Genomic DNA, 20,350 nt, shown 5'->3' on the forward strand with positions numbered 1-20,350 from the left:
CCAGCATGACGCCGCGCTGAAGACCGCGGTCACCGCACCGCCCAGGGCGGCCCTCACGCAGGGAGCCCACCGGTGACCTCGCATGCGCCCGACGATCGGGTCATCGTCTCCCCGCGCTACATGGCAGGCGCCGGCGACCGGCTCGCCGACGTGTTCGGCCCCCTGATCCACCTTTTCGGCTGGTCCGCGCAGCACGATGCCGCCACCGGCTACACCACGATCGACAGCCCCGACGGCAGCATGTTCATCGACTTCGACCCCCTCCAGCCCCTCGGCCGGTGGTGGACGATCGCCCATCACGAGCCGTACTGGGACGTGCGATTCAGCCGGCAGGCTCCTCTGGAGGCCGTCGCCGCCGTCACCCAGGCTCTGCCGCAACTGCTCGGCGATACCCGGCATGCCGAGCGCATCCCGATCACGGACATGCCCCTGAACCAGCTCGCGGAGCTCAACGACTGGTCCGTTGAGGACGGTGTCCTGACCTCACCGGACGGTTACTGCCACCTCCTGCCCACACCCGATGAGGACATCGCCTGGCGGGCCGAGCACACCTTCTTCGAGAAGCAGCCGCTGGCCACCTTCACACGTGACGCACCCGAGGGACTCGTCCGGAACTTCTTCGCCCACCTGACGGAACCGGCGGTGGAACGGGACTTCGCCGACATCCTCTTCAGCACGCGATACGAACACAGCGGCCTGATCACCCCGGCCGGCGGAGCCGCGATCAATCCGCACGTCGATCACGCCCTCGCTCAGCTCGTCAGCCCCGGCCGACGCCGCTGAATCACCACCTGCCCCGGAGCCATCCCTGACAGAAAAGACCCTCTCCCTTGAGCCCGCCGAACAACTCCTGACGCTGGCAGCCGACTTCACACTCTTCAACGACGCCCACCTGCCGCACGCTCTCAACGGCACCACACCCACCACGCTGCTCGACACCCAGACCACCTCGGCGCAGAACCTGGCCCATTGCGCCCTGATCATCGTGAACACGCTCAACGCCCAGTCGATGTACCACAGCCCCGACATCCGCGCGGTGTACGCCCGTGTGCGGCAGCTCGCCCATCTCGCGACCGACGCAGCCAACCACCTCATCGACGCCGCCGGGATTCTCGACCACACCCGCGAGGGGCTGCCCATCGAGCTGGGCGACGGCTTCCTGGCGGTCCTGACCGAGCAGCAGGCCCGGCACGAGGCCGGCCGACGCTTCACCCTCGTTGCCAGTCTCACTGCCCTGGGCTCCTCGGACGCTCTGGCAACGGCCGAACTCTTCGTTGCCGAACGCCGGCGCCGCGGCTTCGTGCCCGAGCATCAGCCGCCTGCGCGCTCGCACGCGCAGAGCACCACCCTGCGCGCGGTTGCCCGCGGCGACGTCGCGATCAGCAACGGCAAGCCCTGCCTGCGCCGCGAGGACATCCGCGTCAGCATCAGCACCATCCGTGCCCTGGAAAACCGCGAGCTGGTGGCGCGCGAGGACTGCCCGGACTGGTTCCGCGACGAGCGCCTCCACCTCACCGCGACCGGGCGCCGCGACCTCGCCGCGTCCTTCGCCCAGCCCCGCCGAACCAGCCTGTCCATACGCCCAGCCTCGCTCCCGCCGACGGCCGCCGCCAGCCGTTCGCGCTGAATCTCACCGACGGCCTGAACGACGTCGCCGCCGTCTTCGCCTCTCCCCTGTGCCCCCGCTCACCGTAAGGACCCTCTGCAGGGTGACTACGGCACAGCCTCCTCATCCACCGCTCCGGTCGCATCCCGCCGATCATCCAGGAGACACACCATCGCCATCCAGCTCACTGACGTGCCCGTTCAGATTGACCGACTGCGCCAGCTCGGCGCCGCCTTCACCGCCTTGAAAGACGCCGTCACCGCCCTCGAAGCACGCCCCGGCGCCGACCTGCTGGCACAACTCAGCCCGAAGATCGGCCAGGCCCACCAGCTCATCACCCGCACCCTGCAGCAGCTGAGCGACCTCAGCACGAGCCAGTACGCCGCCATCCCGGGCAGCAGGACTGCTCTGGACGCTCTGCGCGCCGTCGTCGACCCGGCCGCCATGGCTGCCTCGTACCTCGCCTCCGCGGTGGCGGAAAACCCTCTGGACGGCGCCGGCTTGGCCGGCGGTTCGTCGGCGGACGCGGATTCAGTCCGCAAGGCCCGGCATGCCTCGGCCGCTCCTGCCCTGACCGAGGCGCTCACCCGGGCCGCCAACTGTCTCGACCTCAGCGCGACCGGCTGCCTCTATACCGCCTCGGGCGTCAGCCGTGACCTCGCCAGAAGCCCCGAGTACCTGGCGACCTTGCCTCGTCTGACTCCCGCCCAGTACACAGCTCTGGAGAAGATCGCCCAGGGAGGTGCCCGCATCTCCAAGTCGCTGCGCGGCGATCGACACACCATCTGGGCCGGCGACAACAGCACCCTGCACGCCAAGCCCTTCGACGTCCTCGAAAAGCACCACCTCGTCCGTCTCCGGGGCCAGGGCTCGCTCGGCGGCCAGGACATCACGGTCACCGCCGCCGGACACCTGGCTCTGACCGCCCAGAAGCCTCGCACCCAGACCGCATCCGCACAGATGCCGCCCGCCCCGGTCACGGCCGATACGGCCCGAAAGCGGCGATGAGCGGGTTCGCCCCAACAGACCGTGTCCTTGTCTCCCCGCGCCATCTGGCCGGCGCCGGAACCGACCCTCTCCGTGACGCCCTCGGCCCGTTGATCCGCCTGTTCGGCTGGAGCCACACCCACGACGCGGCCACCGGGCACATCACCCTGGACAGCCCGCGCCACGGCGCCTTCATCGACTTCACCCCCTCCAACCCGCACGGCCCCTGGTGGAGCATCAGTCACCACGAGCCCTACTGGCAGGCCCAGTTCGGCCGGCACACACCGATCGAGGCCATCTCCGCCTTCACCCAGGCACTGCCCCAGTTCCTGGGCGACACCCGGCACGCGGACCGCATCCCGCTCTCCACGAACACTCTCGTGGAAAGCGCCCGCCTCAACGGCTGGCACATGACAGCCAATGCGGAAGCAACCGTGTTCACCTCCGCGGACGGCCACTGCGTCCTCACCCATGAACCCCACGCCGACCTCCGCTGGCAGATCCGCCACCGCCTGGCCGACGATGCCGACACCGCCTGGTTCGCCTCCGCCACCCAGGCCACCCCTGCCCGGCTCGTCAGCCAGTTCTTCGCCCAACTGGCCAGCACCACCCCGGTGCAGCGGCTCTTCAAGGACCTGCCCGCCCGCACCCGGACCCACCCGGATGCACAGATCACGCCCGCGGCCGGCGCACCCGCCGAAGCACGCCCCGCGCCCGTGAAGGCCACTCAGGAACCCGCTGCGGCGCGTCATCCCACCGCTCGCACACACCGCCGCTAACACCCCTGCGCCCAGTGGCGCTACCGCCATGCCACCTCTCCCGCAAGGAAGTCCCCATTTCTGCTCTTCCCGCGCTCACCTGCATATCGCTCGGCGCCGGCGTCCAGTCCAGCGCCATGCTCGCCCTCTCCGCCGAAGGAATCCTCCCGAAAGTCGACTACGCCATATTCGCCGACACAGGATGGGAACCCAAGGCCGTCTACACCCATCTCGACCGGCTCGAAAAGGAGATCGCCACACCTGCCGGGATACCCATCCTCCGGGTGTCCTCCGGCAATATCCGCAACGACGCACTCGATCCGGATCACCGGTTCGCCTCCATGCCGCTCTACATCCTCAACCAGGACGGGAAGCAGGGCATGACCAGGCGCCAGTGCACCGGGCAATACAAGATCAAGCCGATCAAGAAGAAGGTCCGGGAACTCCTCGGATACCCCTACCCACAGCGGATCCCGAACGGAATTTTCGTCGAACAGTGGGTCGGCATATCCACCGACGAGTTCCATCGCGCCAAGGACGCCGACGTCCGCTACATGCGCAACCGGCACCCGCTCATAGACCTCAACTGGTCGCGCACGGACGCCACCCGGTACCTGGATTCCATCGGCCTCGAAAGCACTCCGAAGTCGAGCTGCCTGGGCTGTCCGTTCCACGGTAACGCGCAGTGGAGACATATCCGGGACACCAGCCCCGCAGAGTGGCAGGACGTCGTGGAATTCGACGCCGCCATCCGGGCGGGAAACGCCCGGGCGAACGCGAGCGGCAACCCGCTGCTGGGGCAGGCGTTCCTGCACCGCTCCCGCGTGCCCCTCGACCAGGCTCCCATCGACCACGTCACCGCCGCGGAACAGGCCGCGCGCCAGCACGAACCGCCCGACTCCGAGGACGCCGACGAGGTGGAGCAGGGGGTGGTGGACGGCTGCTCGCCGTGGGCGTGCCGCGGGGAGGCGGACGCCGAACTGGTGCAGGACGACTTCGGGCTGACGTCGTGACGGTGGTGGATCTGTTCGCCGGGCCGGGCGGCTGGAGTCACGCCCTGGCCGTTCTGGGGGTCCGTGATGTCGGCCTGGAGTGGGACCGGTGGGCCTGTACCACCCGGGCCCGGGCGGGTCTGTTGACGCTGCGGACGGATGTGGCGCTGTATCCGGTGTGGCCGTGGGTGGGCCGTACGCGGGGGCTGATCGCCAGTCCGCCGTGCCAGGCATGGTCGATGGCCGGCAAGCGTCTCGGACGGGTGGACCAGCCGCTCGTGCATCAGGCGGTCGCCGACCTCGCCGCCGGACGCGATACCCGCGCCGCGCTACTGGCCGCCTGCCGGGACCCGCGCTCCCTGCTGGCCGCCGAGCCCATGCGTTATCTCTACGCCTTGCACCGGGCGGGTGAGCCGGAGTGGGTGGCGATAGAGGAGGTACCCGACGTCCTGCCGCTATGGCGGCAGTACGCGGCCGTCCTGCGCGCCTGGGGATTCTCGGTGTGGGCCGGCATCCTCAACGCCGCCGACTACGGTGTCCCCCAGACCAGACGCCGGGCGATCCTTCTCGCCTCCCGCATCCGCACCGCCCAGCCGCCACCTCCCACGCACGCCCGGGTCGCCGAGCCCGAGTCGCTGTTCGGCGCGGGTCGGGCCCGATGGGTCAGCATGGCCCAGGCCCTCGGCTGGGGCGCCACCGACCGGCCCGTGCCCACCGTGTGCGCCGGCGGCGGGCCCGGCGGCGGCCCCGAGCCCTTCCCCTCCGGCTCCCGCCAGACCCTCATCACCGCCCGCGACCGCGGACTGTGGCTGCCACGCAACACCCCCACCAACGCAGCGCCCCGACCCGCCTCCAGCACGGCCACCCGCTGGAGGTGGGCCCTGCGCAGCAACAACCAGGCCAACGCCACCGTCCGGACGCTGGACGAGCCCGCCGGGACGCTGTTCTTCGGTCACCGCTCCAACGAATGCACCTGGATCGCCGAGCCCGTCCAGGACCCGCCCACCGAGGAGTCCCCGGCGGTGCCGGAACCGATCCGGATCACCGCCCGCGAGGCCGGACTCCTGCAGACCTTTCCCTCCGACTACCCCTGGGCCGGGAACAAGAGCCAGCAGTTCTCCCAGATCGGCAACGCCGTCCCCCCGCTGCTCGCCGCCCATCTACTGGCCCCACACCTCGAAACCCCCCTGGACCCCGACGCCTTCACCCTGGCGGCCTGATGCCCCCTCCTCGCGATCCCGGCCAGGACGACCACCTCGCTCCCGGCACCGTCCCCGCACCGCGAGCGGTCTTCCACGCCGAACAGGCCCTCCTCGGCGCCCTCCTCCTCGAACCGCACCGCCGTGACACCCTCACCAACGTCACCGCCGACTCGTTCTCCACCGTCGAGCACACCGCGGTGTTCGCCGCCATCACCACGCTGCCCGCCCCCGTTCCAGACACCCACGCAACGGACACCACGTGGATCAACCAGGTTCTCGCCACCGCCCGTGAACAGGCCCGGGCGCTCACCGTGCCCTATCTGCACTCCCTCATCCAGGTCTGCCCCTGGCCGCAGCACGCACCGGCCTACGCACGGATGGTCGAGGCCGAACACGCCCGACGCCGTCTGCGCGCCAGCGCCGCGTACCTCCTGCACAGCGTCCACGACATCTCCCTCCCCCACCCCGTACACACCGTGCTCGCCGAAGCCGACACCCTCGCCGCGGTCGTGGACGACATCGCAACCCGTTTCCCACCGCGCGCCGGCCTCCTGCCCCGCACCCCACTCCCCCCGCCCGGCCCCACACCCGACCACGGCGAAGCGGTGCAGGAGGAGGAGCAGGCGCTGCTCGCGACGGCAGCCGCCCGCCCAGCGGACATCGGCTCCACACGATGGCTGCTGCCCGGGGACTTCGCCCAGCCCCTGCACGCCGGACTGTGGCAGTGCCTTATCGCCCTCGACCGCCGAGGCGAGCCCGTCGACCCCGTCACCGTCCTGTGGGAGGCCCAGCAGTACGGCCTGCTAGACGACGGCAGCGCGCCAGACAAGATCTTGCGTCTGCTGGCCCAGCCGACTCCTTCCTCGGAGCACTGGGGCGAGCGCATCCTGCGGCGCTCCCTGCTGGCCACCGCCTCCGATGCCGCCCGCCGCATCACGGCTTACGCCGACGACCCGGCGAACACCCCGTCCCAGCTCGTCGTCGGCGCCCGCCGGGCGCTGGCCGACCTCGGTGCCATCCAAACCCGCTGGCAGCACGCCACCAGTGCAGTCCCGCCGCAGCGACCACGTCCCGCGCCCGCTCCCCGTGCCGGCCCGCCGACCACCACGGCCGCACACGCCACCCACACACCCCGCTGACACAGCCCCACACGCCCAGCCCGACCCCCAGCTCAAGCCCAAGGAGACCACGCTCACGTGAGCACCACACCTCACCTCGACGCGCATGTCCGCCTCGACACCCACCCCCACCACCCCAGCGCCGTCGTCGCCACCCTCACCGGCACCGCCCGGCACATCGCCCAAGCACACCTGAGCATGCGCGGCTTCGAGTCCGTTGCCGCCGACACGCTGGTCATGGCCCGCATCGATCGCGAGGAACCGTACTGGGCAGAACGCGCCGCCGAAGCGCTCACCGCCGAGCGCATCACCTCAGAGATCACGCCCACGTTGCGCGAGGCCATCAACGAGGAGTGGACCTGGCCCGACTACCCCATGAGCTGGTGCACCCGCAGCGAGATCCGTGAAGTCTCCAACGAGGCCCAGAAGATCCACGACGACATCCGCCACGGCCGGCTCATCATCCACGCCCACGCTCACGACGGCTCGACCACCAAGGCCGTCGGCACCTACCGGGACGGCAAAAGCGTCGTCCTGCACGGCGAAAACCACCTGCGCACCGTGGAATCTTCCTTCCACGCAGCTGCCGACGCCCTCGCCGCGTTCGACCGCGTCCACCGTGGCACGGTGCGCTCCGGGCCTCCTCCACAGACCGACGTCGAGCGCCAGGCCGACGAAGCCCGCAGCACCCTCACCACTGCTCTCGTGGACGCCGGGCCGGCCCTCCCGCGCATCGAAACGGTGCCGGCCTATGCCGCCGACCCCGCCGACCACGACGCCGTCCTGGAGGCGTTCGTCAACGAACACGGCGACTGGGCGAAGTGGCGCACCTGGTCCGACCACACCACCCACCTCGTCCACGAGTCACAGACTCTGCGGGCCGAACTCGTCCACGAACCCGACCTCCGCGAGGCTGCCTGGACGTTCGCCGCCTACGAGACCCCCGTCTCCGACCGCATGTGGCACCTCACCCTCACCGCCGCCACCCCCGCCCCCCTGCTCCAGTCCCTCCTGATCAGCCTTGCCCACGGCGACGCCTGGGACACCGCGCTGGGCAGTCCCGCCATCGAGCGGACTGTTTCCGCCGCCACGCGGCCCCTCACCGACGCCGGCTGGAAGCACACCATCGACGGACGCCACATCCGCTGGCAGACCCACCACGGCGACGCCGGCGTCCAGTTCGATGTCTTCGCCGCCCAGGACTCCCACATCCACCTCACCGCCTGGACCCTGTGGGCCGGCCCCGACATCAACCACCCCACCTGGGCCATCCACGCCTCCCGCTACGCCCCCGCCCCGATCCTGGCCGCCCTCACCGAGGACCTCGCCCACAACACCGGCACCCGCCAGACACGCACCACCCGCACCGCACACCGAAAGAACCCCAGCACCACCGCACCGGCCCACCCGCCCGCGGCCGTTGGCCCTGCAGCCGGCCCCGCACGCTGACCCAACCGTCCCGCACGCACAAGCGGCCCACCGGCGCCCCCGGCCGGCACAGGACACTCGCCTCCCCAACGGAGGGAAAGACCATGCCCGGCATGGGGCAGCCCGCCCCAGGAAGCTCCTATTGAGCGTCAAGCCGTTCTCGTCGTCGGCTGAGTTGGTCCTCCAGCTCGGCGCGCAGAGCGTCCGCGAGAACACCGGTGCGGCCCCAGTCGACGATCTGCTGGGAGACGTCACGCACTTTGATGTTGGTCCGCATGGAGACGTCGCGGATGACCAGCCACGCGTCGTCAGGACTTAGCCTTCCCACCGCGAGCACCACGCCGATGGCCTGGTCCACCGTGGCGTGCGACCGCACCGCGCTTTTGAGCTGGTCGACCTCTTCCTGCAACTCCGCCACCTTCTGCGCGGTGGCGCCCGTTTCCGGGGAATTGCCGCCGTCAACGCGCGCGTCAAACATCACGAAGGCCCTCCAGGGTCTGGGGACGGTGCCCTTCACGTCCAGCATCCCTACAGGTCAGCATGGAATCAATCGCCTCCCGTGCCTGTGTTCGATCGTCAAGTGAGCGGAGGTGAGCGGCGGCAGACCTCGCAGGCGGGGAAGCGTTCGAGGCATCGGATGCTGTCCTTCTTGGACAGCCCTTCCGCCATGCCGCAGGGCCCTGAGCCGATCTGTGCAACAGGCACTCAGCGGTGTGGGGGCGGGCTGAAGCGGCTGGTGAAAATGATGATGTCGTCTTCGGGTTCGGTGCCGAAGGTGTCGAGGAGTTCGGTGCACAGGGCGTCGGGTTCTTCGGGGCCCGCCGCAGCGGTGGCGGCCATGAGCGTCAGGCGTTCGTCCAGGATCGTGTCGCGGGTTTCGATGAGCCCGTCACTGATCATGAGGAGTCGGCTGCCTGGCGGGACGGGGTGGGCGGTGGCTGGGGGCTGGGGCAGGCCCAGGCCCAGCAGGGGGCCGTGCTCGCTCAGGTAGCGGGGTGCGGTGCCGGGGGTGAGGAGCAGTGGGGGCAGGTGGCCGGCGTTGGCGATGTGCAGCCGGGTGTTGCCGGGTTCGACGAGGACGATGCAGACGGTGGCGGTCCATCCGGGCTGGTGCAGGCCGAGCAGGTGGTCCAGGTGCTGCAGCAGGATGTGTGGGGGGTGGTCCTGGGCGGCGTAGGCGCGCAGGGCGTGGCGGAGTTCGCCCATGACCATGGCGGCCTGCAGGGAGTGTCCGACCACGTCGCCGACGGCGAGGAGGAGTCCGTGCCGGGTGGTGACGGCTTCGTAGAAGTCGCCGCCGATCTCGGCGGTGGCGGCTGCGGGCAGGTAGCGCACGGCGAGTTCGGCACCGGGGACCTGGGGAAGGGTGGTGGGCAGGAAGGTGCGCTGCAGGGCCAGGGCGAATTCGTGTTCCTGGCTGAAGCGTTCCACGACGTCTTTGTGCTCGACGGTGAGTTCCGCGTACATGGCCATGACGCCGGCGTTGGTCTCGGTCAGTTCCTCGTTCAGGCGTTCCAGTTCGTCGCGCTGGGCGTGGGCTTCCTGGAGTGAGGCCATCAAGTCGCGGGTCTGGGCCCGGAGGTCGTCGATCGCAGTTGCCGGGCTGGCGGTTTCCAGGAGGGAGCGGACCTGGTCGGCCTTCAGGTCCCGGGCGGCGAGTTCGGGGATCGGGGAGGTGATCTCGATCCGGCCGCCGAGCCGGGCTCCGGGGCGCGCGGGGGCTGGTTCGTAGCGGGTCTGGGGCAGCAGGCGGGTGACGGCTGTCAGTGACTCCTGGCTGGGGGTCCGGTCGTCGTCCCACTGCAGCACGGTGTGGAGTACGGCGGGTTCCTGCTGCAGGCTGAAGAGCGCGGTCATCGCTGCGGGGCGCAGCAGGTCGCGTCCCAGTTCGCTCAGTGCGGTGGCCAGGCGTACCTGGTCGCGGCTGTCGAGGCCGACGGCCTCGGTGACGGTCTTGGCGTGGCGGCGCAACGCGAACACGTCGTGCTCGGTTCTGATCGACGTGATCAGGACCGGTGCCGAGCGAGCGCGGTGGCCGGCGCCGGGCGGGGTCACCGGGCCGCCTTGGCTATCACCACGCTGGCGTCGTCGCGGCGGGTTGCGGCCTGGCGCAGCAGGCCCGTGGCGATCACCGCGGGCGGGTGGTGCAGCAGGCCGGCCAGATCTGCTGCGCTCCAGCGGTCGCTGAGCCCGTCGGAGTGCATCACCAGCATCCCCTGGTCGGGCATGCGGTATTCGTGGGTGCGCAGCCGGTGCGTCGTGTGGCCGGCGATTCCCGGGTGGGACAGCAGACTCGCGCGGCTGGTCGGGGTGAGGAGGGTGGCGGTGATGTTGCCGGTGCCGCAGAACAGCACCCGCCCGCCGGGCTCCAGGCGGGCGATCGCGACGGCGGCACCGCGGGTGCCGCGCAGCGCCCGGTGCACCTCCTGCATCACCTGCTCAGGTGTGCGTCCCGTGCCGGTCCGCAAGGCGTTCACGGCCGCCTGCGCAGCCAGCGCGGCCAGCGGTCCGTGGCCCAGCCCGTCACAGGACATGACCAGCAGGCCCTCGCCTGGCCCGGGCACCGCGGCGTGTACCGGCGCGGAGGTGCCGGGACGTAGGGCCGCAGGCGGCTGCGCCTTCCGTACGCCGGTCATCGCCGACCAGTTTGGGCTCGCTGCGGCGGCCGGCTGCGGATCGGCGGGCCCCTCGCTGCTGGGTGCGGCTGCCGGTGTGTCGCTGCCGCTGTCGGTGCGTGCCGCCCAGGCGTCACCGCAGGTCTGCTCACCGCTGATCGGCCTCGTGATGCCTCCGACGGGCGGTTCACTGCTCGCGGCGGATGGTGCGGGGTGCGGCCAGAAGCGGGCCAGCTGGATGGTGCCGGTGCCGGGCCGCGAGTGGACGTCGAAGGTGTCGGCCAGACGCCGGACCGCGCCCAGGCCGATGCCCAGGGTGCCGGTGGTGGACATGCCGTCCCGCAGGGCGGCCGGGACATCCGCCATCCCAGGGCCGCTGTCGACGGCGATCACCTCCACACCGGCCACCACGTCCGCTCCCGGTTCAGGCAGGTGGCGCAGGACGCGCAGCAAAAGGGCGCCGTCGGTGGCGTGCTTGGTGAGATTGGCCGCCAGTTCGGCGACGGCCAGGACCAGTTGGGCGGTGCGCTGCTCGCCCAGGCCGATACGCCGGCCGAGTGTGGCAGCGCTGCCGCGGGCGGCGTGGAAGCCGTCGCGGAACCAGGTCACGTCCTCGCAGTGCGCCAGCGAAAACGCGCGGGCGGTCATCATCGGGCCCACTTGGTGACGGTGACGGTGGTGCCCTGGCCGACGGTGCTGTCCAGGACGAAGTCGCTGACCAGCCGTCTGGAGCCGGACAGCCCCAGTCCCATGCCCCCGCCCGAGGTCCAGCCGTCGGTCAGTGCCAGCTCCACATCCGCGATCCCTGGACCCCGATCGGTGAAGACCAGCCGCACACCGGGCAGGCCGCGTTCTTCCACCACAGAGGCGGTCATGCTGCCGCCGCCTCCGTGTATGAGGGTGTTGCGGGCCAGTTCGCTGGCGGCAGTGATCAGCTTGGTCTGCTCCACGAGGGAGAACCGGCACTCCTGGGCCAGTCCGCGCACCAGCTGACGGGCCTGCACCACCCCGCCGCTGGAGGTGATCTCCAATACCTCCGGGGTTCGGGAGGCGCTGCTCATGCGCCAGCCGCGGCATCCGGCACGGTGCCCTCGATTCCACGCCCGGCACTGCCGTGGCCCAGTATCCGCAGGCCCTTGTCCAAGGTCAGCGCGGTCCGGACACCGCCGAGCGAGAGACCGAGCTCGACCAGGGTGATGGCGACCGCCGGGCGCATGCCCACCACGACGGTCTGCGCGTCCAGCAGCCGCGACAGCGAGGCGATGGTCGACAGCATCCGGCCCACGAACGAGTCGACGATCTCCACGGCGGTGATGTCGATGACCACTCCGTGCGCACCGCTGTCCACCACCGCGGCGGCCAGGTCGTCCTGGAGCTGTACCACGTCCTGGTCGTCCAGGTCGGTCTGGATGGAGACCAGCAGTACCCGCCCGATCCGCAGAACGGGAACCTGCTCACTCACCGGGCACCGGCCTGCGGCGCTGTGCGGGACACGGCGACACCGGAGCGGCGCAGCGCGTGGCGCAGGGCATCGGCGAGCGTGGCTTTGGTGACGATGTCACCGAATTCGATGCCGAGAGCCACGATGGTCTGCGCGATCTGCGGCCGGATGCCGGAAATCGTGCACTCCGCTCCCATCAGGCGGGCCGCCACCACGGTCTTCAGCAGGTGCTGGGCCACCTCGGTGTCCACCGTGGGCACACCGGTGATGTCGATGATGGCCTGCTCGGAGCCGGTGTCGATGAGCGCCTGGAGCATCTTCTCCATCACCACCATGGTGCGCGCCGAGTCCAGCGTGCCGACCAGCGGGACACCGATCACCCCGTCCCACAGCTTCACGACCGGAGTGGACAGCTCCAGCAACTGCTCGGCCTGCGCCGCAATCAGCTCCTCACGGGTACGGGTGTATCCCTCGATGGTGAACAGACCGAGCGTGTCCAGCAGGGCGGTGAACTGCAGATACGCCTGCACGTCAGCGTCCTTGCCGGTCAGCGCCGGCTGCAGGACCTCCTTGAGGGAGAACACGCTCACCGCGGTCTCCGTCGGGGTGAAGCCCTGCAACGCCCGGTTGCGCGACAGTTCGGTCAGCAGCGCACGCACCTCACCGAACGCCTCATCATGCCCGTCCACGCTGCCCGCGCCGAGCGCGGCCACCAGCGCCGTGTAGATCTCCTGCAGTTCACGCTCGACCTCGGCACGGCTGACCCGCCCGCCCAGCGAGCCGGTCACCCTCTGCGCCCACTCCGCGCCCAGATCCTCACCCCGGACCGACAGCAGACCGATCAAACGCTCCGAAACATCCTTGCCAGCCACCGGACACCCCCCTCAAAGGGATCAAGCGACCCCGCCGGGAACACTAAGCCATCATCATGAGCAATGAAGCAGCCGAAACCAGATCGGTAGACACTCCCGCCAGCCCGGTACCAGTACCTCAGCCGTCGTCACCTTCGTGCAGGTCGAGCCGCTGCCCGAGCATCTGCAGAACCATCTGGCCGCCGCAGTCGCCGGACTGCGCGCACGCCGACACTCACACACCAGACCGACGCGTCAGGATGCCGTTGCGGATACCAGCTCAGCAGTCCCGGGAGTGCCTCGCACGCATCCGCTGCCGCAGCCGTGCGCACCCTGCGACCGCAGACCGTCGTTGAGGACGTCAAGCGCAACGGCTCCCTGCGAACGATGCGCTTCGTGTGGACCCGGGCCCGCCCGGCCCCGGGTCCTCGGCCCGGGCGGGGGTCAGGGGACGGGGGTGCGGACGGCGATGAGGGTGATGTCGTCGCGGGTGTCGCCCAGTTCCTGCGCGAGATGGGCGCACAGGCGTGGCAGGGGCAGGTTCTGGTGGGTGTCGAGGTGCTGGCGCAGGCGGGTCATGCCGGTGTCGAGGTTCTGGGTGCGGGATTCGACGAGGCCGTCGGTGTAGAGGACGAGGGTGGCCGCGGGGGGCAGGGTGATGCGGGCGGTGGGGCGTTGCATGGCCGGTCTCAGTCCCAGGAGCATGGCGTGGGGGCCGGTGAGGTAGGTGCTGGTGGTGCCGGCGGCGAGGAGCAGGGGTGGTGGGTGGCCGGCCACGGACCAGGACAGTTCCCAGGTGCCGTCGGGGTGGGGGTGGAGGCGGGCGAGGATGACGGTGGCGGAGTCGGCCAGGTGCAGGTGGGCCTGGGCGGTGTCGAGGCGCTGGAGGATCTGTCCGGGGTTTTCCTCGGGGCGGTCGACGGCCAGGGCGCGCAGCATGTTGCGCAGTTCGCTCATGCGGGAGGCGGCTTTGATGTCGTGGCCGGTGACGTCGCCGATGACCAGGGCGGTGTCGCCGTCGGGCAGGGGGAAGGCGTCGTACCAGTCGCCGCCCACCTCGGCCGCCAGCTGGGCGGGCTGGTAGTGCGCGGCCAGTTCCAGGCCGGGGACGGCGGGCAGGTCGGTGAGCAGGGCGCGCTGGAGGGTGACGGCGATGTCGGCCTGGGCGGCGTGCAGGTGGGTGTTCTCCAGCCCGAGCGCGGTGCGGCGGGCGACCTCCTCGGCGACGATGCGGTCGGTCTCGTTGAACGGCGGGCTGTCCGTGGTGCGGATGAGGGTGAGGGCCCCCAGGGTCGTGGCGCGGATACGCAGCGGCACGACGAGGACGTCGGCGGCCTCGACGAGATGCAGCAGGTCCGCTCCCGTGCCCGGAGCCGGTTCGGGCAGATGCTGCAGACCTGCCCCGTCCCTGATGCGTTGCAGGGCCGCCTGGTGGGCTGGATGCTCCGGCACTGCCATGCTCGCGGTAGCGGCGGGTAGCACGCCGGGAAGGTGGTGCTCCCCGGCTGCCCGGTGCATCGTCGAGCCGCTGGTGAGGTCGATCAGTGCGGTGTCGGCGAAGCGGGGCACCAGCTGGCGCACCAGCCGGTTCAGGACCCGGTCGGCGTCCAGGGTGCTGACCATGGCGAGGGTCAGCTCACCGAGCCAGGTGATCTCGGCCAGGTCGTACTCGGCCTGCTCGCGCATCGTCTCGCTGTGCGCGTACCGGTCCGCCCGCCGGTCGGAACGCTCGCGCTGTGCGGACGTGTCGTGGAAGACGACCACCGCGCCCGGGCCGTGGCCGGCCTCGGGGGGCAACGGCGCCGCGGACCACCACACCGGCAGCGGGCGGCCGTCCGCACGCAGCAGTACCGCCCGGTCACCGCTGATGAGTTTGCCCTGGGCCACATCCTGCAGGACCGGCCGCTGCTCCCGCACGCCTGCGGTGTTGCCGGGCGTGGGGTTGAGCGTGGTGTGCGCGTTCACCCCGAGGAGCGTTCCGGGTTCGTAGCCCAGGAGGCGTTCCGCCCACGGGTTGCAGGCGATCACCATGCCCTGGGCGTCGACGGCGTACACGCCCGACCCGGCTGCCTCGAAGAGAACGGACATCAGCGCCGCGCCCTCCAGCGGGACAGCTCGGACGTCCTGTTCGGGAAAGGAATCCACCTCACGTATTCTGCCAATTCCCTGCCGTCGGACGCACTCAGGGGACCGGTATCGGTTGGCCCGCCGCAGCTCCTCATCCGGCTGCCGGGCCCGCCGCGGACGGCACGTCCGCGTAGACCCCGATGACGGCGTCCAAACCGGTCAGTTCCAGCAGTCGGGACACCTGCGGGCCCACTCCGGCCAGGCGCACCTCGCCCTGACGGGCTTCCGCCGACCGGACCGCAGCCACCAGCACCCCCAGTCCCGCGGAGTCCATGAAGCTCACCTCGCGCAGGTCCCACACCAGATGCACCCGGCCCTCCGCGACCAGCTCGCCGACCACCTCACGCACCCGCGGCACCGCACCCAGGTCGATCTCACCGGACAGAGCCAGCACCGCCCACGCCCCCACATCGCAGGACCGCTCCACGCCCGACACCGGAACCGGCACAGCGGCCCCTCTCACTGGGAATATCCCGATCATCCCACCCCGCATGCACCGGGGACGCCGCGACCACCCCGCCGGCACGGCCCCTGCCTCACTCCGTTTCCAGGAGTGCCCGGACGCGTTTGCCCCACAGGGCTGTGCCAGACCTCAGCAGGCTGTATCCGGTCGCCGCCTGCGACCGCCGGGGATTCTGCCGCAACTTCGGCGACATCGAGCGCGGCCCGGTCGTCGTGGACCCCGCGATCGCCGCCAGGCAGCCGGCTCGCGACGTGCCCGGATGCCGCTGAGTATGTCTGCCGGTGTGAGCAGCCGCGGTACACGAAGTACCGGTCTTGGTCATGGCTGGCTGGTCCGCCGGGCTGTCCGCTTGTGCCCTTCCGCAACGGCCGTTCGCGATAGCGTGAAAGGGCCTTCGGTGGATGCCTTCACCGCTGTGAGCCGGCATCTGATGCCGGCTCGGTGATCATTCACGAAGGGAGTGGCGGCTGTGTCGCCTACGGACGTGTTTGACGGCTCCGAACAGCTGGCTGCCTTTCGCATTGCACGGTGGTTCGCGGATTCACCACGCGAGCGGGGCGCGGGTGCCGGCCGCAGTGTGCCCTCAGCCGAGAGTGGGCGCTGTGGCTGCCGTGCCTGAACTGCCGCGCGAGGAACGGTTCGCTGCCGTGTTCGCCGAACTCTCCGACACCCTGGTGCGGGACTTCGACGTGGTCGACTTCCTGCACACGCTCACCGAGCGCTGTGTGGACCTGCTGGACGTGGCCGCGGCCGGAGTACTGCTGGGGATGCCGCACGGCCAGGTCGTGGACGCCGCCGCCTCCGACGACCGCACCCGTGCTCTGGAGCTGTCCGGTCTCGAATGGGACGAGGGCCCCTGCCGGGACTGCTATTACACCCAGGTCCCGGTCTGCGATGTCCGCCTGGACACCGAGGCCGCCGGCCGGCGCTGGCCCCGCTTCACGCCGCGCGCCCGGCAGCTGGGATACACCTCCGTGGTCGCCGCCCCGCTGCACTGGCAGGGCCAGGTCATCGGAGCTCTCAACCTCTTCCGTGACCGGCGCGGCGCACTCGACGGCAGCCAGCTGCGCCTGGCGCAGGCGTTGGCGAACATCGCCACCCTTGCCGTCCTCCAGCAACGCGCGGTGTACGAGCAGACAAATCCATTCACGCAGACACAGGACACTCTGAACACCAGGGTTGTCGTCGAGCAGGCCAAGGGCTGCCTTGCCCAGCATCATGGCACCGGCATGGACGAGGCGCTCGCGACCATGCGCGTCCACGCCCTCCGGCACAGGCTCAGCCTCGCCGGCGTCGCCCGCCAGATCCTGGACGGCGGTCCCGCGGGGCTCGCCCCGCAGTACCCCGAGCACTGAAACACCCTGCGCCGGCTCCGGGCGACGGTTCGGGCGGGTCCCCGTCCGTGCCATCGCGCGGGGACCGCGGCCCGAAAGCGTGCCGCCCCGGGGGCTGAGGCCGGCGAGCGTCCCGGACGCCTTTGCTGCACGTTGGCGCACGCCTTTGTGGCCCTGGGTGCCAGGCGCAGGTTCAGCCGCTGTGGATTGTCGCCCGCGCTGATGAGGAACTGGCAGGTGGCGCCGCTTCTCCCCCAGCTGCCGCCGACGGCGAACGGCGCTCAGAGCGTCCGACGGTGCGCCTGCGGTACGACCAATGCCCTCACCCGGGTGAGGCGTGGTCCAAGTCCGGGCGGGTCGCAGCCGATCATCGCTAGCAAAGGCTCATGTTCTCGAAGATCGCAGTCACTGCTGCCGCCCTGCTGGCCTTCCCGCTCGCCGCTGTCCCCGCCGCCGCGCACGAAACGCGGGCGGAGTTGCTGCCGCTGACCGAAGCCGTCCAACTCCTGCCCGCCGCGGCCGAGTCCCGGGACGGCTACCAGCGCACGAGTTTCAAACACTGGGTCGACGCCGACCGCGACGGATGCAGCACCCGCGCCGAAGTGCTGATCGCAGAATCCCGGGTGGAGCCGGCCATCGAAGCGGGCTGCAAAGTCGTGGGAGGCGAGTGGTATTCCTACTACGACGGCGTCACCCTCACCGCGCCGGGCGGCCTGGACATCGACCACATGGTGCCGCTCGCCGAAGCCTGGGACTCCGGGGCCTCGGAATGGACGGCGGCCCGGCGGGAGGCGTACGCCGACGACCTGGACGCCGACCGCAGTCTGGTAGCCGTCACCGCCCGCACCAACCGCTCCAAGAGCGATCAGGACCCGGCCGACTGGCAGCCCCCGCTCGCCGACGCCCGCTGCACCTACACCGCCGACTGGGTCGCCACCAAACTCCGCTGGCAGCTGACCATCGACGACCGCGAACGAGCCGCCCTCACCGAACTCGCCGCCGGCTGCGGACAGGAGAGCGTCGACTACCAGCCCGCACCGTAGACACGTTCCCGGACCGGACCGCCGATACCCGCCCACGGCAGGCTGCGGGTACAGGCGGGCGGGCGGACCCGGTCGGGTGAACCCATTCGGCCGGCCCCAGCTCTCGCCTCCGGTGACGCGGCTTGCGGCCGTACCGGACACCTCCGCGGGTCCGGAACCGGGATCAACAGGGCAGGGTCGCCGTATTGCCGGACAAAAACGTGTACTCAGCGTTCCAGGGCCTGGTCCACGGTGAGGTAGCACGCGATGACCGTGTCGAGGCCGACCAATTCCATCACGCGCAGCACGGGGGCCTGGGCGCCCGCTACGCGGACCCAGCCGTCGGTCGCTGCGGCGGCCTGGTGGGCGCTGACGAGGGCGTTGATGCCTGTGGAGTTCATGAAGGTGACGCCGGACAGGTCGGCCACGGTCCGCAACGGTGCGTCCCCGACGGGCAGGGTGAGGACTTTCTCGGCGCGTTCACGAGCGGTGTAGTCCAGTTCGCCGCGCAGGGTGACGACGTGGATGCCGTCGATGCTGGTGGAACTGGCCGACCATCGGCCGGGCTGTACTGGATGCGACGGGTTCACCGTGTCCTCACGATTGCTGATGCGGCCCGGGTTGAGCCCCCGGCCGCGATTCTGCCCCGAAGATAGCGGGGGGCATGCTCGAACAGCCGCTCCAATCGGTGAGAATCGCATGAGGCAGGCCGTACCGGGTACCGGGAACGGACGGGCAAACGCAGAGGCGGCAACACGTGAAGCCAGTCGGCCACACCGGGACGGACGGGCCGGACACTCCTGATGTCATATCCCGTGCGGTGCCGCTGAGCGGCGATCCCGCCCGTCCGATACACCCGGCGAGCCTTCTTTCCCCTGCTGTCCCTCACATTCGGCGGCACAACAGGGCGTATTGCCCACCAAGTCGTTCCCGTGGTAAGAAATTTATGCAGTCCGGCCGCCACCGCGCTGACGAAGCGACGGCCGGAAGCGCGAAGACCGAGACCCCCCGGTCGGTCCTCGCGTGCTCTTCTGGCGATGATGCGAGGCGCCGGAGCTGCCTCGCCGGGTGCGCCAAGAGAGCGGAAGGGCTGGAGCCGTGCGGTCGGCGGCGCGGCTCCGGCCCGGCATTCAGCAGCCACCGCCGCATAAGCCCCATCCCGCAGTGCAGGCGTGTATGCGACGTCAGCCGTATGGGGACTGCTCCCTGACCCCGATATCGGCATATGCCGATACGTCTTTCTTCGTACCGGTTACGTCAAGGCCGCTGCGGTGTCCGGCCGGTTACTTTATGTTCGAAGGGCAGCCGTTCCGCCAGCCAGGCGTTGACAGACAGCGACACTTTCACCCGCGGCAGAGCGAGCCTGTGGCATACAGACACCGGGCCCCGCATTCCTCCCGCAGATGCGGTGCAGGCCCGGCGCGTCCCTCGGAGCATCGAAGTGCCGGGCCATCTACGCCACGGCCACTCGGAGGGAGTCCCCACCGGCCCTGCTCGGGGGAACCGGCGCCGGGCCGGGCACGCGGCCGCCGCATCTGCGGCGGCCGCCGCCACGCCGCCAGAACCCACCCAAGAGGCCGGCCGCCACACCCAGACGCATCACGCATCACGCATCACGCATCACGCATCACGCATCACGCATCACGCATCACGCAAGGGAGCTGTCCCCCATCACCACCCCCTGGCCCGTCAGCCGCGAAAGTGCCGCGTGGTACATCCCCGCGGAGAACGCGACCTCGCCAGCCGCAATGCCTTCGCCCAACTCCTGCAGGGAACCTGCCACACCACCCTGGACGCCGGGCCCAGTCCACCGTCACCTACGAAGCCCACGGACATTCCGTTGTTCCCACCACGACGCCGGAAGGATGCCCGGCCAGGACCCGGGTACGTTCGATACATGAGCCCGTTCTCCCGTCCCGGACCCCGGCGTGGCACTACCGAACAACAGCGTCCGGCGTCACACGACCAGGCGTCCCGCTCCTGCCCCTCCCACACCTCCGGCCGGCCTCCTACTGGGCCGGTAGAAGCGCTGCGGGAGGAGGTCGCGCAGCTGCGCATCGCGATGGAGCGGCGGCCAGTCATCGACATGGCCCGCGGCATCCTCATGGCCCGGTGCTCCTGTACCGAAGACGACGCCTGGGAGCTCCTGGTGGACGTGTCGCAGCACTCCAACACCAAGCTGCACGACATCGCCGAAGCCGTCCTCGCCACCGTCCACGGCGGGCCGCTGCCCGCACCCCTGCAGGACCATCTGGCCGCCGCCGTCACCCGGCTGCGCACACGCTGACAGTCCCCGCAGAACCCGGGCGCGCAGGCGCCGTTGACGTCGGCGAAGCGTGCTTCCCGTCCCCGTGACCTACGCTCGCGAGCCCTCGATACTTGCGCCCCCTGGAGGCTCACTGCCGC

At 70.4% G+C, this 20,350-nt stretch carries 21 protein-coding genes; 12 read left to right on the top strand and 9 right to left on the bottom strand.

The window, feature by feature from the left end:
- Positions 1–72 precede the first annotated feature (72 nt).
- From J8N05_RS45865 to J8N05_RS45900, 8 genes are all read left to right on the top strand, one after another.
- Positions 73–783, top strand: a complete 711-nt coding sequence (locus J8N05_RS45865; RefSeq protein WP_247706975.1) for a DUF317 domain-containing protein — start codon at positions 73–75, stop codon at positions 781–783.
- A 202-nt stretch (positions 784–985) separates the two neighbouring features.
- Positions 986–1,627: a hypothetical protein gene (locus J8N05_RS45870; protein ID WP_210893900.1), complete on the top strand. Its 642-nt coding sequence runs from the start codon at positions 986–988 to the stop codon at positions 1,625–1,627.
- A 171-nt stretch (positions 1,628–1,798) separates the two neighbouring features.
- Positions 1,799–2,614, top strand: a complete 816-nt coding sequence (locus tag J8N05_RS45875; protein WP_210893901.1) for a hypothetical protein — start codon at positions 1,799–1,801, stop codon at positions 2,612–2,614.
- Entirely contained in the window at positions 2,611–3,372 is a 762-nt protein-coding gene (locus tag J8N05_RS45880) for a DUF317 domain-containing protein (protein WP_210893903.1), read from the top strand. The genes J8N05_RS45875 and J8N05_RS45880 overlap by 4 nt, the downstream gene beginning before the upstream one ends.
- 116 nt (positions 3,373–3,488) lie before the next feature.
- Positions 3,489–4,364, top strand: a complete 876-nt coding sequence (locus J8N05_RS45885; protein ID WP_210894410.1) for an adenine nucleotide alpha hydrolase family protein — start codon at positions 3,489–3,491, stop codon at positions 4,362–4,364.
- Positions 4,361–5,563 carry a DNA cytosine methyltransferase gene (locus tag J8N05_RS45890; protein ID WP_210893905.1) on the top strand — a complete coding sequence of 401 codons (1,203 nt, stop codon included), beginning with the start codon at positions 4,361–4,363 and terminating at the stop codon, positions 5,561–5,563. Before J8N05_RS45885 ends, J8N05_RS45890 begins: the two co-directional genes overlap by 4 nt.
- Complete coding sequence (locus tag J8N05_RS45895; protein WP_210893907.1) at positions 5,563–6,684, top strand: DnaB-like helicase N-terminal domain-containing protein; 1,122 nt, start codon at positions 5,563–5,565, stop codon at positions 6,682–6,684. Before J8N05_RS45890 ends, J8N05_RS45895 begins: the two co-directional genes overlap by 1 nt.
- A 57-nt stretch (positions 6,685–6,741) precedes the next feature.
- Complete coding sequence (locus tag J8N05_RS45900) at positions 6,742–8,112, top strand: DUF317 domain-containing protein (RefSeq protein ID WP_210893909.1); 1,371 nt, start codon at positions 6,742–6,744, stop codon at positions 8,110–8,112.
- A gap of 118 nt (positions 8,113–8,230) precedes the next feature.
- Here J8N05_RS45900 and J8N05_RS45905 read toward each other — a convergent pair whose 3' ends face one another.
- From J8N05_RS45905 to J8N05_RS45940, 8 genes are all read right to left on the bottom strand, one after another.
- The gene (locus J8N05_RS45905; protein ID WP_308287131.1) at positions 8,231–8,617 is read right to left on the bottom strand and encodes an ANTAR domain-containing protein; all 387 of its coding nucleotides are present in this window, start codon (positions 8,615–8,617) and stop codon (positions 8,231–8,233) included.
- Between the two features lie 179 nt (positions 8,618–8,796).
- Positions 8,797–10,146 carry a PP2C family protein-serine/threonine phosphatase gene (locus tag J8N05_RS47795; protein WP_247706976.1) on the bottom strand — a complete coding sequence of 450 codons (1,350 nt, stop codon included), beginning with the start codon at positions 10,144–10,146 and terminating at the stop codon, positions 8,797–8,799.
- Positions 10,143–11,357 carry an ATP-binding protein/SpoIIE family protein phosphatase gene (locus tag J8N05_RS45915; RefSeq protein ID WP_308287132.1) on the bottom strand — a complete coding sequence of 405 codons (1,215 nt, stop codon included), beginning with the start codon at positions 11,355–11,357 and terminating at the stop codon, positions 10,143–10,145. Before J8N05_RS45915 ends, J8N05_RS47795 begins: the two co-directional genes overlap by 4 nt.
- Entirely contained in the window at positions 11,354–11,767 is a 414-nt protein-coding gene (locus tag J8N05_RS45920; protein WP_210893911.1) for an ATP-binding protein, read from the bottom strand. Before J8N05_RS45920 ends, J8N05_RS45915 begins: the two co-directional genes overlap by 4 nt.
- Positions 11,764–12,168 carry an STAS domain-containing protein gene (locus tag J8N05_RS45925; RefSeq protein ID WP_247706977.1) on the bottom strand — a complete coding sequence of 135 codons (405 nt, stop codon included), beginning with the start codon at positions 12,166–12,168 and terminating at the stop codon, positions 11,764–11,766. The genes J8N05_RS45920 and J8N05_RS45925 overlap by 4 nt, the downstream gene beginning before the upstream one ends.
- On the bottom strand, positions 12,165–13,019 hold the full coding sequence (locus J8N05_RS45930) for an STAS domain-containing protein (protein WP_210893913.1): 855 nt from the start codon (positions 13,017–13,019) through the stop codon (positions 12,165–12,167). Before J8N05_RS45930 ends, J8N05_RS45925 begins: the two co-directional genes overlap by 4 nt.
- 423 nt (positions 13,020–13,442) lie before the next feature.
- Entirely contained in the window at positions 13,443–15,143 is a 1,701-nt protein-coding gene (locus J8N05_RS45935) for a SpoIIE family protein phosphatase (RefSeq protein ID WP_210893915.1), read from the bottom strand.
- 73 nt (positions 15,144–15,216) lie between these two features.
- A complete protein-coding gene (locus J8N05_RS45940) occupies positions 15,217–15,573 on the bottom strand; it encodes an STAS domain-containing protein (RefSeq protein WP_247706978.1) in 357 nt (118 codons plus the stop codon).
- A gap of 134 nt (positions 15,574–15,707) precedes the next feature.
- On the opposite strand from J8N05_RS45940, the gene J8N05_RS45945 reads away from it, so the two are divergent.
- From J8N05_RS45945 to J8N05_RS45955, 3 genes are all read left to right on the top strand, one after another.
- Positions 15,708–15,857: a hypothetical protein gene (locus J8N05_RS45945; protein WP_210893918.1), complete on the top strand. Its 150-nt coding sequence runs from the start codon at positions 15,708–15,710 to the stop codon at positions 15,855–15,857.
- 333 nt (positions 15,858–16,190) lie between these two features.
- The gene (locus J8N05_RS45950) at positions 16,191–16,943 is read left to right on the top strand and encodes a GAF and ANTAR domain-containing protein (protein ID WP_247706979.1); all 753 of its coding nucleotides are present in this window, start codon (positions 16,191–16,193) and stop codon (positions 16,941–16,943) included.
- A gap of 365 nt (positions 16,944–17,308) precedes the next feature.
- Positions 17,309–17,965 carry an HNH endonuclease family protein gene (locus J8N05_RS45955; RefSeq protein WP_210893920.1) on the top strand — a complete coding sequence of 219 codons (657 nt, stop codon included), beginning with the start codon at positions 17,309–17,311 and terminating at the stop codon, positions 17,963–17,965.
- A 206-nt stretch (positions 17,966–18,171) separates the two neighbouring features.
- Here the strand turns inward: J8N05_RS45955 and J8N05_RS45960 are convergent, their stop codons facing one another.
- A complete protein-coding gene (locus J8N05_RS45960) occupies positions 18,172–18,534 on the bottom strand; it encodes an STAS domain-containing protein (RefSeq protein WP_247706980.1) in 363 nt (120 codons plus the stop codon).
- 1,307 nt (positions 18,535–19,841) lie between these two features.
- Between J8N05_RS45960 and J8N05_RS45965 the strand changes: the two genes are divergently transcribed.
- Positions 19,842–20,231: an ANTAR domain-containing response regulator gene (locus tag J8N05_RS45965; RefSeq protein WP_210893924.1), complete on the top strand. Its 390-nt coding sequence runs from the start codon at positions 19,842–19,844 to the stop codon at positions 20,229–20,231.
- The last annotated feature ends 119 nt before the right edge of the window (positions 20,232–20,350 follow it).

This window comes from Streptomyces liliiviolaceus (assembly GCF_018070025.1).
Taxonomy (GTDB): Bacteria; Actinomycetota; Actinomycetes; order Streptomycetales; family Streptomycetaceae; genus Streptomyces; species Streptomyces liliiviolaceus.

Excerpts from the sequence above, each read along its gene's own strand:
- J8N05_RS45880 (WP_210893903.1), top strand. The coding sequence starts at position 2,611 with ATGAGCGGGTTCGCCCCAACAGACCGTGTCCTTGTCTCCCCGCGCCAT.
- J8N05_RS45905 (WP_308287131.1), bottom strand. The coding sequence starts at position 8,617 with ATGCTGGACGTGAAGGGCACCGTCCCCAGACCCTGGAGGGCCTTCGTG.
- J8N05_RS45955 (WP_210893920.1), top strand. The coding sequence starts at position 17,309 with ATGTTCTCGAAGATCGCAGTCACTGCTGCCGCCCTGCTGGCCTTCCCG.
- J8N05_RS45965 (WP_210893924.1), top strand. The coding sequence starts at position 19,842 with ATGAGCCCGTTCTCCCGTCCCGGACCCCGGCGTGGCACTACCGAACAA.
- J8N05_RS45885 (WP_210894410.1), top strand. The coding sequence starts at position 3,489 with ATGCTCGCCCTCTCCGCCGAAGGAATCCTCCCGAAAGTCGACTACGCC.
- J8N05_RS45915 (WP_308287132.1), bottom strand. The coding sequence starts at position 11,357 with ATGATGACCGCCCGCGCGTTTTCGCTGGCGCACTGCGAGGACGTGACC.
- J8N05_RS45895 (WP_210893907.1), top strand. The coding sequence starts at position 5,563 with ATGCCCCCTCCTCGCGATCCCGGCCAGGACGACCACCTCGCTCCCGGC.
- J8N05_RS45920 (WP_210893911.1), bottom strand. The coding sequence starts at position 11,767 with ATGAGCAGCGCCTCCCGAACCCCGGAGGTATTGGAGATCACCTCCAGC.